Below are 17438 nucleotides of genomic sequence, written 5' to 3'. Positions count from 1 at the left end.
TCTACCCTTTTTGTGTGATGATTTTGTATAGTAATGATCAATCTTCAATTACGCAGTTGGTACATACAGACGCACACGGATATTGGACGGATCAGTGATCCACAATTCATCCTGCCCCTGTTCAAATGGCAAGCCCGCTGCTGTGATACGATCTGCTACCTCCTGCAAAGCAGCATGATCTGGCAATTGCAAAGTGTAATAGTCGATACCTGTAGAATTGGCGGGTGCTTTGGGTGCGCCTACGCCAGCCCATGTATTCAGCCCCATATGATGATGATAGCCGCCAGCAGCAATAAATAGTACCGAACGATTGTCAGTTAACACAATCTCAAACCCAAGTACATCGACATAAAATTTGCGCACTTCCTCCAAATTAGAAACGTGGAAATGCACATGTCCAATCTTCGTACCAGCAGGCAGCCCAGTCCATGGCTTGCCTTCTGCCAGTTCCAACAAGCCGTCCACATCCACTGGCTCCGTGCCCATGATGTAGTAACCATGCTCGTCTTTTTGCCATGTAGAACGTGGGCGATCAGCATATACTTCAATCCCGTTGTTGTCTGGATCATACAGATATAGCGCTTCGCTGACAAGGTGGTCGCCCTGTCCAATCGGCTGGCGATGCTCTGCAAGATTACGTAATGCCAGTCCAAGGCTTGTGCGATCAGGCAGTAGAATCGCAAAATGATACAAGCCTGCTACCGATTGACGACGTGGAATCGTGGCATTGGGGACTTCTTCGATAATAAGCAGTGGTGTATGACCGTCTGCTGTCATTTCAGCAGTCGTTTCCGTTTGGCTCAGTACGCTTAGCCCGATGATATCCGAATAATAAGTAACCGAACGCTCTAGCTGGCTCACTTTGATTTTGACAAGTCCGATTTCAAGTGCGGGATGAATAGTGGAAGTATTCATAAGGTAAGTTCCTTTCGTTAATCAAGTTATTATTTGTAACTATAATAACATTTTGTAAGCAACTATGCAAGCGGTAAAATAGCGGCCGATCGGTGAAGAAATCCAACGATAAAAGCGGACATTTGTCTTCATTGCCGCTACAATGAAGACAAATGTCCGCTATGTGATTTAGTGTATAGTTCTGTTCATGCTCATGCGTTACATGATGATTATTCTTCCGTTACACCCGGATCAGTCCCCCAAACTGGACCACCTTGATAGTAGACAACGATTTTGTTGTTGTCTGCCATGGAGGTGTTATCGCTATAGGAATAGTCGGAGGACGAGTTACCGCCAGATGTTCTTTGTACCGTAAAGCTAATGTCTCCGCTATCTCCGCCAGCAGGAATAATTCCCGCTTCCGCGTTAAAGATCAGCTCTACATAACTATCTGCACCGGATTGCGGCTGCTCCATATTAACGATATGAGCTTCTACATTATTCGTGCTAAATGGCACGCTGTTCATGGAGACATCGCGTGCAGTCAAACCGTTACCGCCAGTGAAGTAGTAACGAACACGAATATCGCTCAGATTCACATCCTCTGTACCAGTATTCATAATATTGATAGTTGGACGAATCGAACCGGAACCACTTCCATTCGCTTTGTACTGCAATACAAGCGATTGGCTCACATTGGCAGAACGATTCACTGGTGCTGCTACAACCGGTGCAGACATCTGCGTCACTTGACCGTCAGCCAGTACTGCATTCACCACATAACCGTATACTTGACCATTGGTAACCGATGTATCTGCGTACACCGCATCTGTCACACCTGTTGTGAGCACGGTATACGTATTGGATTGTACACTATTGTAGGTGTTGTTGATCACATCGTAACGGCGCACTTCGTAGCTACTAGCGTTATCAACTGGTGACCAAGTCAATACCACTTGATTGGAGCCTGCACGTGCAGCTACATTGGCTGGTGCTGCTGGTGCAGATGTGTTATTCCAAGCAATATCGTTGGCTACCACATTGGATTGAATAGCAGCATGCGCACTTGGCGCAGCAAAGAAGCTACCTCCAGTTGCTAGAATGGATGCAGCTAGAATAGCTGAAGCTTTTTTAGACATGTTCATCATTATCATCTACCTCCGTTTGTATGAGTATGAAGTATGGGTTTCTGTATGCGGAATCGTGCTGTTAAGTATTCGGCTCAGAACTCTATGTGTGGATGTTGCACGTCCCTCCTTTCATCAATCATTATTACGGTTTGGAAACGGTTCACTCTTGTGTGAATCTGTTCACTTTTGAGCCATGTGCATCATTATTAAACCGCAATGTTACAAATAAAACACTTACCAAGCTCAAATTATAACATTTTTGTCATCAATTGCAGATAGACGAGAAGATGCAATCGTCAACAAACCGACAATTCCATTAGACCTACAAATGATGATGTTGCGGCATAATAAGATAAGACTAGATGTCCCTTTTTGTTGATTATTTTAAATTTGGGAGAGATGATCGTTGACATTATTGCCTATTCGATCCAATCGGCATACAAGCCGTTATTTTTTATGGTTAGGTATGATTCTGTGTGTCTGCATGCTCGTTCTATTGAGCGCATGTAGCTCCGCCTCATCGGATTCTGCCGCAGACCAGCATACCCAACATCAACAGCCCTCACCTGCTGCATCCTCTACTGCTTCACAGACAGATACTACATCCGGTCATCGTATGAGTCATGGCGATATGAGCAGCATGGCTGCACCGGAAGGCAGTAGCTCTACTACTCCAGATCAAGTGACTACCGATCCGCAGATCGTCAATGGCAAGGAAGTCACATTGACTGCTCAAGCCTCTAATTTAGAAGTAGAAAAAGGGAAATATGTACCGGTATGGACATTCAACAACTCTGTACCCGGTCCACAAATTCAAGTGACGGAAGGTGACACTGTTACCGTTCATTTGAAAAATAAGCTCGATGTGCCAGTAACGATTCATTTTCATGGTGTCGTTCTGCCCAACGCAATGGATGGTGTCCCCGGTGTCACGCAGGATGCTGTTCAACCCGGCAAAACATTTACGTATACCTTTCAAGCGCTGCATGCTGGAACATACTGGTATCACTCGCATCAGGATAGCCTAAACCAGATCGGTCGCGGATTATACGGTACATTTGTCGTTCATCCGAAGAAGACGCAGACTGATGATCTTGATCGTACCTTTGTACTGGCTGAATGGAATGATCCCCATACCCATCCTGCGGATACAGCAGAGAATACAACGGCACTAAACAGCAATATGGGTGCTTACAATCTGTATACGATCAATGGACGCAGTGGCAATCGGATAGATCCACTGTACGTAAATACCGGTCAGCAGGTACGCCTTCGCTTCGTAAATGCAGGCAATATGACACATCTGCTATATCTTCCGCTCTCCTCTTATCAAATCGTCTCGACAGATGGAGAAGATATTTATAAGCCTCAGAAGCTGAGTAATGGTCTACTCCGTATCGCTCCCGGGGAACGGTATGATCTTGTATTTACCGCTATCGACCAAGGAATTACGACGATTGGAGCAGTAGGTGATTCTGATTTTGCTCGTTCGATGCGTTTGCCAGTCGTTGTATCCGCTCAAGGACAGAAACCGAATGTACAGCAGGTGAATGAGGAAGTATCACGTCAACAGCAGCATCTTACCACTACAGATGTATCTGGCTGGCAGGTGTTGGATCTGATGACGTATGGACAACCGTCTGCATCTACCTTTACCTTGAATCAGAACTATGATCGTCAATATGATCTGAAGCTGAGCATGGGTGTCAGCAATGGCAAAATGGCATATACGATCAATGATGAAGCCTATGCCGACCTCAAGGCACTCACCGTACGAACCGGCGATACAGTCAAAATCACTTTATCTGCTCCTTCTGGCAATGAAGATCATCCGATGCATTTGCATGGACACGTCTTTCAGGTGTTATCGCGTAATGGTAAGACGGCAACTGGCTCTCCTGTCTGGAAAGACACGCTCAATGTACGTCCGGGTGAAACGTACGAAATCGCCGTCCGTGCCAACAACCCGGGCAACTGGATGCTTCATTGTCATGAGCTTCATCATGCTTCAATGGGCATGATGATCGACTTCAATTATGAAGACTTTCAATCTCCCTATCAACCCGATCAGAGCATCGATAATATTTCGGAATAACATAACTTCTCCGCTCGTTAGACGAACATTACTGATTTATGACATTCCTGTATCCAATACAAAGACGTCCTCCCTTATGATAGAGCATGTGCATTTCTATCTATGGCGGCGTCTTTTTGCTGTAAACGCATTTAACTTTATCGGAATGGTGTTATACAATAGTAACAGGCTTTATTTGGAAAGCATTTATGGATGCTCCACATTATACCGATGTAGTATCTGAGCAGATATCGACAAATGTGAATTTCGGCAACGCAGAGACCGCAATTCCTGTCATGGAATCATCCAGCAATCGCCCATTATATCGACAAAGGTGGAGTTCATAATCTCATGAGAGAATCGCTGCGCAAGCTTAAAATACTTCAATTGATCACAGCCCTGTTCAGGGCACGTATTATTAAAATTCTAATCCCGGTTATTATACTGGTGATTATTATTATTCAGGGACGCAAGGAAATTCAACATATCAATCTGGGTCGCGTGTTATTTGAGTTGCACCGGATGCCAGTGTCAGCGATTATTCAAATCTCGCTGGCTTCGTTTATTGCCGTATCGGCGATGAGTACTTACGATTATTTATTGCGCAAACATTTCAAAATGGATGTGGAATGGAAAGCAGCCTTCCGCTATGCGTGGATCGCCAACACCTTCAATAACATGATCGGCTTTGCGGGTCTGACGGGTGTTGGACTACGCGCGATTTTATACAAAAAGAGCGGTGTTCCAATCAAAACGATGGGTTCGGCGATTCTGTTTCTGTCACCGATCATTCTGGTTGGTCTGTCGCTGCTGGGCTGGCTGACGATTATCGGCATCTTCCCTGTCGAGCCTATGTTCGATGCACATCCGTGGCTACGCTTTGCCGTTTGGGGTGTATCGCTGTACTTACCGTTCTTCCTACTGATGCAGCGCTCCTCTCTATTCGCCAAATGGTTTCACAAAGAAGGCGAAGGCAAGTTGCCGTGGAGTATCGTCATCGCTTCGGTTGGTGCATCCTTTCTGGAATGGGCATGTGCGGCTGTCTTATTTTGGTTGATCCTGTATCACGATCTGGATCATCTGCCTTTTGCAACAGCGATCGGAATCTATGTCGTGGCGGCTATTGCTGGTATTATCAGTATGGCACCGGGCGGCATCGGAGCATTTGACCTGACTGCATTGCTTGGCCTGCAAACGATTGGGGTCGATTCTACTCGCGCGATTACAGCGCTTGTCTTGTTCCGCCTGTTCTATTTCCTTATTCCGTGGTTGATTGGTCTTGTACTAGCGGCTTTCGAGATTACGCCAAGTCGCAGACAGATGAAGGACATGGTTACAAACGGATTCGATTCCTCGCGCAATGCATGGACCAAATTCTGGGGCTGGCCTTCACAATTCGGCTTGCTTGGCGATCTAGGTGCATGGGCACTCGGTAAGCTTGTACTAGCGAGCGGAATCATCCTGCTGCTGTCCGCAGCTACACCGGGCTTGATAGAACGAATGCGGTTTATGGAAAATATTCTATCCCTGCCGATTATGCGCTTTTCGGAGCAGTTGTCGGTTGTCATTGGTATTATGCTGATTATCGTTTCACGCGGTATTTCGCTGCGTATCCGCCGTGCCTTTGTATGGACGGCAGGCTTACTGATTGCTGGTGCGGTATTTACCTTTGCCAAGGGCTTTGATTATGAAGAAGCGATCATTCTAGTCATCGTCGCGATCATCCTATGGGTATCGCGCGCCAAATTCAATCGCGAAAGTGCCAGCCTGTCGCCGCGTAGTATCGGTGTCTGGGTCGTACTCGCCTTCATTTCATCCTTATGCTACTATCTGGTCGGTTCGCAGATTCACCCATCGCTGCTGCGTCACCTGCCTTCACGAGCACAGCAATGGTTCCTGAACCCACATGAATATGCAGTTACCGCAGTAATCGCCTTTATCAGTGCATTAATCGTACTAGCTGCGATTTTCGCGTTACGTCCGAACCGTCACGTAGAGGATTTGCCAGATGCCGAGCAGTTGGATAAATTAAGCGAATTTTTACAAAATCAACAAGGCAATCTGCTCAGCCATCTGCTGTATCTCGGTGACAAAACGTTATATTGGGCGCAAGAAGGTAAAATTCTGATTCCGTATTCTCGTGTACGCGATAAGTTAGTGGTACTCGGTGATCCAATTGGCGACAAGGCATTGGCTGGCGCTGCTATTCAGGAATTCCAGCGTTATGCCGATCATTTCGCGCTTACTGTGGTCTTTTACCAAGCAGCTCCCGAATATCTGTCCATCTATCATGAAAATGGCTATAACTTCTTTAAGCTTGGTGAGGAAGCTCTGGTACCATTGGATACATTCACCTTATCCGGCAAGAGCAATCAAGGATTGCGCACCGCTAAAAACAAATCGGAACGTGAAGGGCAATTGTTTGAGGTTCTGCAACCGCCATTCTCGGCTGAATTGATTAGCGAATTGCAATTGATTTCCAATGAGTGGCTAGGCGATCGTAAAGAGAAAGCTTATTCTCTCGGCTGGTTCCATGAAGCCTATCTACAGCGTGCGCCGATTGCACTGCTGCGTGAAGCCAATGGTCGCATTCTCGCCTTCGCCACACTCGCACCAGCCTATGATAATAATCGAACCGTGTCCATCGATCTAATGCGCCATCTGAATGAAACACCTAATGGCACAATGGATGTACTGTTTGTTCGTCTGATCGAATGGGCAAAAGAATCTGGCTACTCCTACTTCAATCTGGGCATGTCCCCCTTGTCGAGCGTGGGCGAAAATGTGAATGCACATCGCGAGGAAAAACTCGCTCGTCTCGTCTTCCAATACGGTGGACACTGGTATGGCTTTGAAGGTCTACGTCGATATAAGGAGAAGTTTTCACCAGAATGGGAAGCACGCTATCTCGCTTATCCAGCAGGTATGCAGCTGCCATTCCTGACTATTGATCTGGTACGCCTCGTATCCCGCAAGCCAGGCAAGACCGAGCATACCATTTAACTGATAGTTATACGTCCTAATTTAAAAAGCCCGACTGCGAATCATCAAGATCCGTAGTCGGGCTTTTGTTGTGCTTTGATTATTTACTTTCCAGTTCAACGATCGTTCTCAGCTTGGTTGTTGCATCGCCAGGGATCGCTTTTTCGGTATACTTGAACGTAATCTCAGAGCCTTCTTTCAGCTTGCTGGCAGCATCGCGTACGCTGTCATCGAGCTGGTAAACGACCGGTGTACCATCTACCATAACTTCGGCGGAATGCTCGTCAGCCAGACCGGAGAACGTACCAGTTGCAACTTCAGTTGCCATTTGATCATCTCCAGTTGCGGTATCTGTTGTACCTTCGGTTGTGCCTTCACTCGTTGTGCCGTCATCCGTTTCAGGAGATGCCATATTGTCTTCTCCAGTCGAACTGTTGTCAGCAGGAGTCGTTTCCGTGTTATCCTGTGGCTGAGTCGCTTCCGGGTCTGTCGTCGTACTGCCCGTCTCAGCAGGCGCCGCCGCAGGTTGCTGGGATTGGTTATTGCCACAAGCCGCGAGCAGCAGAATCAGCCCGAGCAGCAGCAGAATCGCCAGTGGACTCCGTTTCATCCATGATTGATTGTTTCGTTGCATCGTAAATGCACCTCCTCAATAGTGTAACGCATCACATCACCAAAAGTTGCTCTGAATTCAGCAACCAGGCAAAACAACATCCCTTAGCATCATACCAGATAATCAGCGACGAATAAAATATCGCGCTTATTGTCCTACTCCCAGACCTATAGTAGACAAAAAAGGGACCGCTATACCGGTATTGCAATGTGCACCGGAACAGCGATCCCTTGATCAACTTATATTTATTGAATATAGCATAGTGCCCGGTACAGTCATGCGTATAAATTAAGGAATGTATTGCTGTACGACTTTGACGATTTCACCGTTTTTCACTGTGATGTGGTAAGGGAAAACGGTTGGGTCCAGCAGGTCCGGTTTTTGGAAAATAGCATTCAGCTTCGACATGCTGATCGATTCATTCCAGTTAATATCGATATCTTCCCAGTTTCCTGTGTGATCATAAATTTGCATCAACACTTTGGCACTGATTGGAGCTTTATATTGATATGTGGTTGTATCTGTATTGGTAATGTAGTATCCATCTGGTGCACCTTCCAGACCACTGTCTGGATTTTCTTTAGCAAAAATCTTGTTCGCTTCATCGCCAGTGTACCAGTTGATCGGATCAATCGTCAGGTTATATTGTCCATTGGAATCACGCTTGATCTCATTGATGAATACAGTGTACGTACCGTCTGTAGGTGTTGTACTGCTATACGTATCTTGATAAACGCTTGTAGTTACTGTCGCCGCTTGAGCAACATTGGTATTGGCATTCATGCTTGTTCCTGTTGACAGACTTCCCGAAGTCAAAAAGATTAAAGAAGCAGCACCTGCCCCTAGTATTCCCATCATTGTTTTCATCATCGCTGCATCTCCCCTTCTCTAAATGGCCGGTTGGTCTGACGATTCGTCAGGAAACTCGCTTACCATTTGCAATGTGCTTGTGTTGACATTGTCTGTACCGATGATTGTCGTTCATATTAATGACGACCCATCGCTTCAAATTGTTGCAAAGTCCGACAATATTCTGTGATGTTGGCTACAGAAGTGCATCTGCATATGCCGTACAATTGTCGATTGCTGTATAGCAGTTATTAACCAAAAAGCATTAGACAAGAACCATTCAAAATTTTTCCAATTCGCATGTACGTATGTCTTCTGCGTATGATTTCGCTTCTCTCATCACACACGCTGAATCCGTATATTTAGATATACATTTCAGCGATTTGGAGTCGGAATATGATGTGGTTTTGCTTGCTTTGTTCCTTTACTATACACCCTGTTTTCACTGAATTGGTTGCAATAATGTTAATACTCCTTTACAAAATTAATACCTGGTTCTAAAATCTAGCCCTAGTAGCTACACAAAGCACTTTTTATTCCTTTTACAATTCAGATAACAACGTGTATCAACTTTATATACATTTAAAATAGGAATAGAGGATTGATTTATTTTTTTTCGGTTAAATACGTAGAAGCAACGCCAATAACAGACATCGAGGAGGATTACATCATGTCAGAGCAAGATCATATTGTGAACAAATCGGGTCAGGTCGAAACAGATAAAGTGGAATCGGTATTGAACCGCATCAGTGATGAGCAAAAGAAACAGATTTTGGATGATTTTGAATCGTTCCGCTCGTATCTGGGCAAGCGAATTCAAATGGCAGAAACGATTGGACTGAGCGAAGAAAGCCTGGCAAAAGTTACGCAAAAAATTGCCGATTATCTCGCCAAGCATGAACAGCCACAAAACAGCGAAGAAAAATTGCTGTATGAACTGTGGAAGGTCGGCGATGACGATCAACGTCACAAGCTGGCACATATGCTGGTGAAAATGGTCAAAAATACACAGGAAGCACGCTAATTGCGATCTTCCCTCTTGTTACACTAGGCTCCGCAAACGCCTAAATTGCCGGATGACTCTAATGCCCAAAGCAATGAGTGATTCAGCTGTAACAGCATACGGTTCAACAACATAAAAAACGCGCATCCGAGTCAATACACGGATACGCGTTTTTTTGTATGCTTTTCACTTGTTAGTGTGCTATTCGCTCACCGATTACGATAACTGGCACGCGGCCACACTTTGTTTTCCATCCGTTCATACCAATAAATGCCTAGCTCCATAAGACTGCTTGCCAGTGAAATACGTGTAAACAAGCGATGCACGAGCACCGAGATCAGAATCCCGATCAATGCCCCTGCCAATACGTCTCCTGGATAGTGTACCCCTGTCCAAACGCGTCCAAGTGCAATACCCGCAGCAAGAATCAGCCATACCCAGCCTGCGCGGCGGCGGAACTGCCAGATGGTCATCGCAATAACGAAGGCGCCCAGTGAATGGGTACTCGGAAAGGAAGCATTTGCTTCATGACCAACCAGTTGAATGGCGTGCAGCGTCACAAATGGCCTGTCCCTATAAATGATCTCTCCAATAATCCAGTTTACAGTTACCCCTATCAATCCAGACAGCAGCGCCTCCGTAATCATGCGCCGATTATCCCGTGCTCTTGTAAACCAGTATACTAGCGCTCCGATCATAAAGAACAGAACCGCGTATTTGGATAAAAAAATCATGAATGGATTCAAAAATGCTAACTTCTCTGCACCGCCATTGATCCACAAAAACAACCATTCGTCCAAGTGCTCAATATTCAATGATGTACTCCCCTCCGCTGATCAAGCAACCAGCCTATGTATTGTCGTGTGTGATTTCCTGTAAAATTGTAAAACAGTTCATGACATATATCAACTCTGTGTAAAACCAGTGTAAATTTGATGTAAAATGTCATGCGTGTTTTATCATCACACATGCCTTGATCATAGACCTTGAACGATACGATGTGCTCGCTCTCTGCCCTCTTGCAGCACCCGTTGCTCATCTATTGTGACCAACTCACGGTTATCCATCAGAATATGTCCGTTCACAATCGTTGTATGCACATCGCTGCCCTGCGCCGCATACGTCAGCAAAGAGATTGGTTCATGAACCGGCTGTAAATGCGGCTTGTCCAGATCAATCAGAATCATGTCTGCCTTTTTGCCCACTTGTAGTGATCCGGTCTCATGATCAATCTGGAGTAGCTTCGCACTGTTGATTGTTGCCATTTGAAGCGCTTGGTAAGCTGGCAAAGCCGTTGGGTCACCATAATGTAGCTTTTGTAGCCATGTTGCTGCTCGGACGCTGGCGAACATATCTAGTGTAGTGGCACTGCCTGCGCCGTCGGTACCCAGACCGACCGTAATATCACGCTGTTGCAGCTCCGTCACGGGTGCGATACCACAGCCGAGCTTCAGATTGCTAATCGGATTATGCGACACGCCACCGCGCATTCCATGAAGCAGATGAATGTCTTCACGATCCACATGCACACCATGCGCCAGCAGCACATGAGAATGGTCAAACAAACCTAACTCATATAGATATTGGGTCGGTGTTTGATTGTAGCGCTCACTCATGATCGCCATTTCTTCCTTCGTTTCCGCAAGGTGAATGTGAATCGGTCGATTGTATTGTTTCGCCAGCTCCATCACATGACGCAATGGCTCTGGTGCACACAGATACGGCGAGTGCGGACCAAACATCGTCGTAATGCGCCCCTCTGCTGCACCTTGCCATGTCTCCACAAGATCTACCGCTTCCGTTAGACGCTGCTGTGCCTGATCATCGATAAAGACCAACCCGCGTGTCAATGATGCCCGCATTCCTGTCTCCTGTACCGCATTCGCAATATCATTCATATGGATATACATATCTGCAAAGGTAGTTGTACCACTACGAATCATTTCTGCCATCGACAGCTTGCTGCCCCAGTATATATCCTCCGCCGTCATGCGGGCTTCTGCTGGAAATATCTTTTGCTCCAACCAATCCATCAGCTTCAGATCATCGGAAAATCCTTTTAACAGATTCATCGGGCTGTGCTGATGTGCATTAATAAAACCTGGCATCAGGATCATGCCTTTGGCATCTATGATACGATCAAACGACTGTATAGATAGCTGCTGCTCAGCTACTGCTTCCTTTGGATATATTCCTGTAATGGTATCGCCTGCAACGGTCACATCCCCAGTAAATGGCGTATCTCCATCCTCCATCGTTACGATCATCGCATTTCGAATCCATAATTTCATAATAAAAAAGCCTCCTCATGTTTCTGTTGATGATGCCCGGAATATATCTACATCCGCTGCATAGGAAGCAAGCATATACATTGACGTAACGTGAAGGTCAAGCATGGAGATGAGTGGATACCATAAAAAATAGCGATGGAGCAGAACTTGTGGATTCTCCGCAAGCTCTGCTCCATCGCTATTTATACTATTCTTTATCTCTTATTCTATCCTTCGTTGCGACGCAATTCATAGAAATATTGGACTGCCGGATGCTTCAGCTTGATACTTTGGCTCATATTCTGAATCCGCTTTTTGCCTACTCTGCGATCTATGAGTGCCAATATATTCAGCAAAATATCATTGCTTTCCAGACTATCCTCAATGGATGTAGCTAAAAAGCGAGTCGCGACAACGGTAAAATTGGATTTACTCAGTGCCGTTTGCACCAGTATCATTTCCTTCGCATATTCGGTCAATTTGCGATTGCGTGCGATCACCTGCAAGCGATCCTCAGGCACACTACCACCAGTGCTTGCTTTTACAGCTTGAATCTCATCCGCAGTAACCGGAAGGTCGATGCTGGAATCGCTTTTGATCTCTTGCTCCGATTGATACCAACGAATCGGACCAGCCGTGTCATTCATCTGCAATACATTCTTTTTATAAACGGAAATGTAACAGTTTCCCGCCTTGTCTGGCGAGTACCGATAACTGGTCGCCCGATATTCGACTTTACCGACCAGCGCTGGGCTTAAAAAGCCTTCCAGCTGTTGCTTCAATTTGCTCCAGGACATGAATCCTCCTATGTTCTTCTAACCGACTGGGGTTCTTTACAACAGCCGATCTTGCAGCTTGAAAATCTGAATACACTGGTGACTTGAAATCTACTATAAGTTAGGGCTACACCGTATTCAGTATCTGCTCTCGTCCTTTTAGAGTACCATGTGCAGGCAATGAAAAACAGAGTGTACAGAATGTTTATAAAGAAGCAGCGTATCTTATCCAGCTAGTCCAGTTGCTGCTAATCCCAATCCGACCTATTAACGACCGACGATAGAGTCTCCAATTTGCAGCAATGGAGCTTCTGTTTGTACAGCATCAGGGTATTTGATGCCTGCGCCTGTATTCAGCACCACAACCGTTTCCTCTGGCTGAATCCAGCCGTCAGCAGCGAGTCTACGCGCAGCAGCAAAGGTAGCCGCTCCTTCTGGGCAGACAAAAGAACCTTCCAATGAAGCCACTTCACGCTGGACTTCCAGCAGCTCGGCATCCGATATAGATATGCCTACGCCATCGGTTTCGTACAATGCACGTAACACGAGAAAATCGCCCAATGCTTTTGGTACATTGATACCAAATGCAATGGTCGTCGACTGCTCCCAGAACTCCGAACGCTCCTGCCGATTCTCCCATGCCTTAACGATTGGTGCACAGCCCTCTGCCTGTACAGCAACGAGACGTGGCAATTTGCCTTCAATCCAGCCAAGCTGTTGCAGCTCCTTCAATGCTTTATGAATACCGATCAGACCGACACCACCGCCAGTCGGATACAGAATCACATCCGGCATCTTCCAGCCCAATTGCTCAGCAATTTCCAATCCCATCGTTTTCTTTCCCTCGATCCGGTATGGCTCTTTCAACGTCGACGCATCATATATACCATCCTGTTGAACCTTTTCGGCAACCATTTTCCCAGCATCGCTGATCAATCCATCTACAAGAAACAGGGATGCCCCTGCCAATGCTACTTCGCTGCGTGTAATCTGTGGTGCATCTTGCGGCATAACAATCGTAGCACGAATACCAGCACGCGCTGCATATAGCGCCCAAGCAGCACCTGCATTGCCATTGGTCGGCATCGCTAGCTCTTCTACCCCCAGCTCCAGCGCCTTGGATACACCTACAGCGGCTCCGCGTGCTTTGAAGCTGCCACTCGGAACCAAGCTCTCATCCTTCATATATAGATGGTTCATCCCATAGCGCTGACCCAATGTTGGCAAATGCAGCAGCGGTGTCATGCCTTCGCCCAGCGTTACGACATGCTCCTGACTGCTAACGGGTAGCAATTCATGGTAACGCCACAGATCGGGATTGCGTGCCTGAATCTCGTCTCGCTGCACTTCCCCTTTCAGCCGCTCTAAATCGTATGCAACGAGCAATGGCGAACCGCATTCACATAATTGATGAATATGCTCGGTATCGTAGGTTGTGTTGCAAACGGGGCATTGCAAATGAGATACATAACTATAGGTCATCATGGATTCCCTGCCTTCACTTGGATGATAGTTGTACATATGAATCATGTGTTTGCTTGTGTGGATATATTACTTGCATGAAGAAGAACATTTTGATCGTTGTTTTGATCGCTATGATGTATCATACCAGTGTAGCTATCTTTTGCCAATTATTCATATCTATTCACTTGGTTATTGTATTTGGATGTGAAGTGTATGTTCTAAATCTCATGCTGTATGTTGAGTAGATTTACATATAAAAGATACCTATAAAAGGCTGAAAATAAAAAAACAAAAATAAAAAAGACCAGTACGGCAAGGTTTATCCTTTACCATACTGGTCTTTCGTACTGATCCTTCATACTGATCTTTTATAATTAGTCTTTTACACTCATCTTTTGGTTGGACTTTTCTCATCATGAACCTGTTCAATGACTAACTACAGGGCTTCTGCAAGGTCAGTTGAAGCACTATCCATGTAACTACGATTCATTCGCAAACGATCCATGATCCATTTACAAGTATCCACTTCCATATGCTTACTTCAAAGAATCTATGATACCCATATCGTTATACACGTACAGTTTGCTGTTCCAACTGCTTGTTTTTATCTTCAAATTTCTTGTTGTGCGAGGATACGTAGGCTTGGGAGTACGCTTCTGGTTCCAGATATTGCTTGGCACTGTTGACCGCGGTTGCTCCGTCTACCAATGCGCCGCTGATCAGGTACAGCTTGCCGTCGTATTGTACCAGATCACCTGCTGCGAATACGCCCGAAATACTCGTTTGACGGCGTTCGTCTATAATGGGCTTGTTATACTCGCCCAGTTCCATGCCCCAATCCAGCAACGGCGATAAGTCGCTAGTCATGCCGTGATTGACGATAAGCGCATCGACTTTCAGTGTACGCGTTTCTTTGGATTCTACATGGCAAATGGTGATCTCCTCTACCAGACTACCCTGACCTTGCAAACCAGTCAGCTCGTAAGAGGTAATCACTTCTTTGCAATTCTGCTTCATACTAATCACGTTACGCTCATGACCGCCAAATTCCTCTCTGCGGTGTACAACGGTTACACTGGCAGCTAGTGGATGCAATGCATTCGCCCAATCTACTGCTGAATCCCCGCCACCAGAGATAACAATATGCTTGTCTTTGAAAATCGCTAGCTCCTGTACGGTGTAGTGCAGATTGGTCACTTCATAACGATCTGCGCCTTCAATCTCTAGCTTGCGCATTTTGGGAATGCCATGTCCTAGTGCCAGAATGACGGTACGAGTATGATGCTGTTCACCCGTGTTCGATGTGAGTAGGATCGTATTGTCCTCTAACCGTTCCAGACCCGTAATTTGCTGATTGAGTACAACGGTTGGATCAAACACCATCGCCTGCTCTGTCAGATTCTGAATCAGACCTGCTCCACTGATCGGTGGCACACCACCTACATCCCAGATCATTTTCTCAGGATACAGCAGTATTTTACCGCCTAATGTCGGGTTAAATTCGATAATCTTTGTTTTCATGTCACGCATGCCACTATAAAACGCGCTGTACAATCCTGCAGGTCCACCGCCGATAATCGTTACATCATAAAGCTCCAGCTGTCCTTGCTGTGTCATATGTAGCTCCCCCTGTATACATCACTGCCTAAGCAGCTTGTTTATGAAATTGGTGTTGCTGTGTAAGGATGAAGGGTGAATTTCAATCATAATTGATAATGATTATCATTATAGTTTAAGAAAGATGCTTATGCAACGAAAAAAGGAGATTTGTCACGTTTGCTTTTTAGACATTTCCAGATTCTGAGAGGTGAAGATGAAACATATAGTGTGTAGTTCCGCATTTTTTGGTATGCTGTTGGTAAAGTGCATTTTTATCATGGACAATTTAATTAAGGTGGGAAGCTGGGAATGTTGACCTTTTACTCGCATTTTTCGTGGATATTACTTGTCATCAACTTATTTCTGGCTCTATTTATCGTCTTCTTGGAACGCCGCAATATCGGAGCGACATGGGCATGGTTGATGGTGCTGCTGTTTATCCCGATCGTCGGCTTTATCGTGTATCTGTTCCTCGGTCAGAATTTGAGCCGGGTCAAGCGCTTCCGGCTGCGCAAGGAATTCCGTTCGATTATTGAATCGGCAGTCAATGATCAGCTGGCTGAATTTGATAGTTACACATTCAGCTTCAATGACAAGTCAATTAATAAGTACCATGAGCTGGTGCATATGCACCTGATCAGCAATTACTCACTGTACACACAGGATAATAGTGTACAGATTTTTTCAGATGGATTGAAAAAGTTCGATGCGCTATTCCGCGATATTGCGCGTGCCAAAGAATATATCCATATCCAGTATTACATCATCCAGCGCGATGATCTCGGTCGCCAGCTCTTGTCAGCATTAACCGAGAAAGCCAAACAGGGCGTTACCGTTCGCCTGATCTATGATGCTTGGGGCAGCTCCAAGGTGAACAAAAAGTTTCTCAAGGAGTTTGTAGATGCTGGCGGTCATGCTGCTGCCTTTTTCCCGCCGAGTATTCCTATGATTAACTTCAAAATGAATTACCGCAATCACCGCAAGGTCGTTATTATTGATGGCGAATGTGCGTATATCGGCGGCTTCAATGTAGGCGACGAATATCTTGGTCATGTAAAAAAATTCGGCTACTGGCGTGATACACATTTGCGCGTCGAAGGCTCCGCCATTTTGCAAATGCAGGCGCATTTCCTGCGTGACTGGCATCTGGCGCTCAATACACATATGACTCAGGATTACTCGCTATTTGCAGTGTCTAAGCCATTTTCCGGCAATATCGGTATGCAGATCATTTCCAGTGGACCGGATAGCAGTCTGGAAACGATCAAATACTCCTACATCAAAATGATCTATGAAGCCAAGCGCAGCGTTATGATTCAGACGCCGTATTTTATTCCAGATGAAAGTATGATTACCGCCATCAAATCGGCAATCCTATCTGGCGTCGAAGTGTATCTCATGATTCCGAAGCGCCCCGATCATCTGATGGTTTACTGGGCTTCCTACTCGTACTTGCAAGAGCTGCTGGAGCTAAATGCCCACTGCTATTTGTACAACAAAGGATTCTTACATGCCAAAACGATGGTTATCGACGGCAAAATCGCTTCGGTCGGTACTGCTAATATGGATATTCGCAGCTACAAGCTGAACTTTGAGATCAATGCCGTACTGTATGACTCTGAAACGGCGCAGCAGCTGGAAGCCTTGTTCTTGCAAGATATTCGCGATAGCGATGTGCTGACATTGGAAGCGTACGAGAATCGTCCATGGTATCGTAAAGTGGTCGAATCATTTGCCCGATTGTTGTCTCCGATTTTGTAAGTTCGCGTAGACAGTCTGCATTT

13 protein-coding genes are annotated in these 17438 nt (G+C 45.7%); 4 read left to right on the top strand and 9 right to left on the bottom strand.

Going from position 1 to position 17438, the window contains the following annotated elements; genetic code table 11:
- Nucleotides 1-48: 48 nt before the first annotated feature.
- Together ABXR35_RS07030 and ABXR35_RS07025 are read right to left on the bottom strand one after the other, a co-directional pair.
- Nucleotides 49-915: a VOC family protein gene (locus tag ABXR35_RS07030; RefSeq protein ID WP_367057389.1), complete on the bottom strand. Its 867-nt coding sequence runs from the start codon at nucleotides 913-915 to the stop codon at nucleotides 49-51.
- Nucleotides 916-1124: 209 nt separating this feature from the next.
- The gene (locus ABXR35_RS07025) at nucleotides 1125-2042 is read right to left on the bottom strand and encodes a cellulose binding domain-containing protein (RefSeq protein ID WP_367057386.1); all 918 of its coding nucleotides are present in this window, start codon (nucleotides 2040-2042) and stop codon (nucleotides 1125-1127) included.
- 388 nt (nucleotides 2043-2430) lie between these two features.
- Between ABXR35_RS07025 and ABXR35_RS07020 the strand changes: the two genes are divergently transcribed.
- Nucleotides 2431-4119, top strand: a complete 1689-nt coding sequence (locus tag ABXR35_RS07020) for a multicopper oxidase family protein (RefSeq protein WP_367057383.1) — start codon at nucleotides 2431-2433, stop codon at nucleotides 4117-4119.
- 330 nt (nucleotides 4120-4449) lie between these two features.
- Complete coding sequence (gene mprF, locus ABXR35_RS07015; RefSeq protein WP_367057380.1) at nucleotides 4450-7101, top strand: bifunctional lysylphosphatidylglycerol flippase/synthetase MprF; 2652 nt, start codon at nucleotides 4450-4452, stop codon at nucleotides 7099-7101.
- A gap of 79 nt (nucleotides 7102-7180) precedes the next feature.
- Here mprF and ABXR35_RS07010 read toward each other — a convergent pair whose 3' ends face one another.
- Both ABXR35_RS07010 and ABXR35_RS07005 read right to left on the bottom strand, forming a co-directional pair.
- Complete coding sequence (locus ABXR35_RS07010; protein ID WP_367057377.1) at nucleotides 7181-7714, bottom strand: LytA/YqiH family protein; 534 nt, start codon at nucleotides 7712-7714, stop codon at nucleotides 7181-7183.
- A gap of 267 nt (nucleotides 7715-7981) precedes the next feature.
- Nucleotides 7982-8563, bottom strand: coding sequence for a hypothetical protein (locus ABXR35_RS07005; protein WP_367057374.1), 582 nt, complete (start codon nucleotides 8561-8563; stop codon nucleotides 7982-7984).
- A 649-nt stretch (nucleotides 8564-9212) separates the two neighbouring features.
- Here ABXR35_RS07005 and ABXR35_RS07000 point away from each other — a divergent pair.
- Complete coding sequence (locus tag ABXR35_RS07000) at nucleotides 9213-9566, top strand: DUF3243 domain-containing protein (protein ID WP_367057371.1); 354 nt, start codon at nucleotides 9213-9215, stop codon at nucleotides 9564-9566.
- A gap of 188 nt (nucleotides 9567-9754) precedes the next feature.
- Here the strand turns inward: ABXR35_RS07000 and ABXR35_RS06995 are convergent, their stop codons facing one another.
- From ABXR35_RS06995 to ABXR35_RS06975, 5 genes are all read right to left on the bottom strand, one after another.
- The gene (locus ABXR35_RS06995; protein ID WP_367057368.1) at nucleotides 9755-10360 is read right to left on the bottom strand and encodes an undecaprenyl-diphosphatase; all 606 of its coding nucleotides are present in this window, start codon (nucleotides 10358-10360) and stop codon (nucleotides 9755-9757) included.
- Nucleotides 10361-10522: 162 nt separating this feature from the next.
- Entirely contained in the window at nucleotides 10523-11836 is a 1314-nt protein-coding gene (locus ABXR35_RS06990; RefSeq protein WP_367057366.1) for an amidohydrolase, read from the bottom strand.
- 206 nt (nucleotides 11837-12042) lie between these two features.
- On the bottom strand, nucleotides 12043-12612 hold the full coding sequence (locus tag ABXR35_RS06985; RefSeq protein ID WP_367057363.1) for an SF0329 family protein: 570 nt from the start codon (nucleotides 12610-12612) through the stop codon (nucleotides 12043-12045).
- A gap of 246 nt (nucleotides 12613-12858) precedes the next feature.
- A complete protein-coding gene (locus tag ABXR35_RS06980; RefSeq protein WP_367061252.1) occupies nucleotides 12859-14073 on the bottom strand; it encodes a threonine synthase in 1215 nt (404 codons plus the stop codon).
- Between the two features lie 549 nt (nucleotides 14074-14622).
- Nucleotides 14623-15672: an NAD(P)/FAD-dependent oxidoreductase gene (locus ABXR35_RS06975; RefSeq protein ID WP_367057360.1), complete on the bottom strand. Its 1050-nt coding sequence runs from the start codon at nucleotides 15670-15672 to the stop codon at nucleotides 14623-14625.
- A gap of 291 nt (nucleotides 15673-15963) precedes the next feature.
- Here ABXR35_RS06975 and cls point away from each other — a divergent pair, with 291 nt between their 5' ends.
- Entirely contained in the window at nucleotides 15964-17415 is a 1452-nt protein-coding gene (gene cls / locus ABXR35_RS06970; protein ID WP_367057357.1) for a cardiolipin synthase, read from the top strand.
- Nucleotides 17416-17438: the final 23 nt, after the last annotated feature.

This window comes from Paenibacillus sp. JQZ6Y-1, from assembly GCF_040719145.1.
GTDB classification, from domain to species: domain Bacteria; phylum Bacillota; class Bacilli; order Paenibacillales; family Paenibacillaceae; genus Saccharibacillus; species Saccharibacillus kandeliae.
The sequence above is the reverse complement of the archived record's forward strand: the minus strand, read 5'-3'. Positions and strand labels throughout refer to the sequence as shown.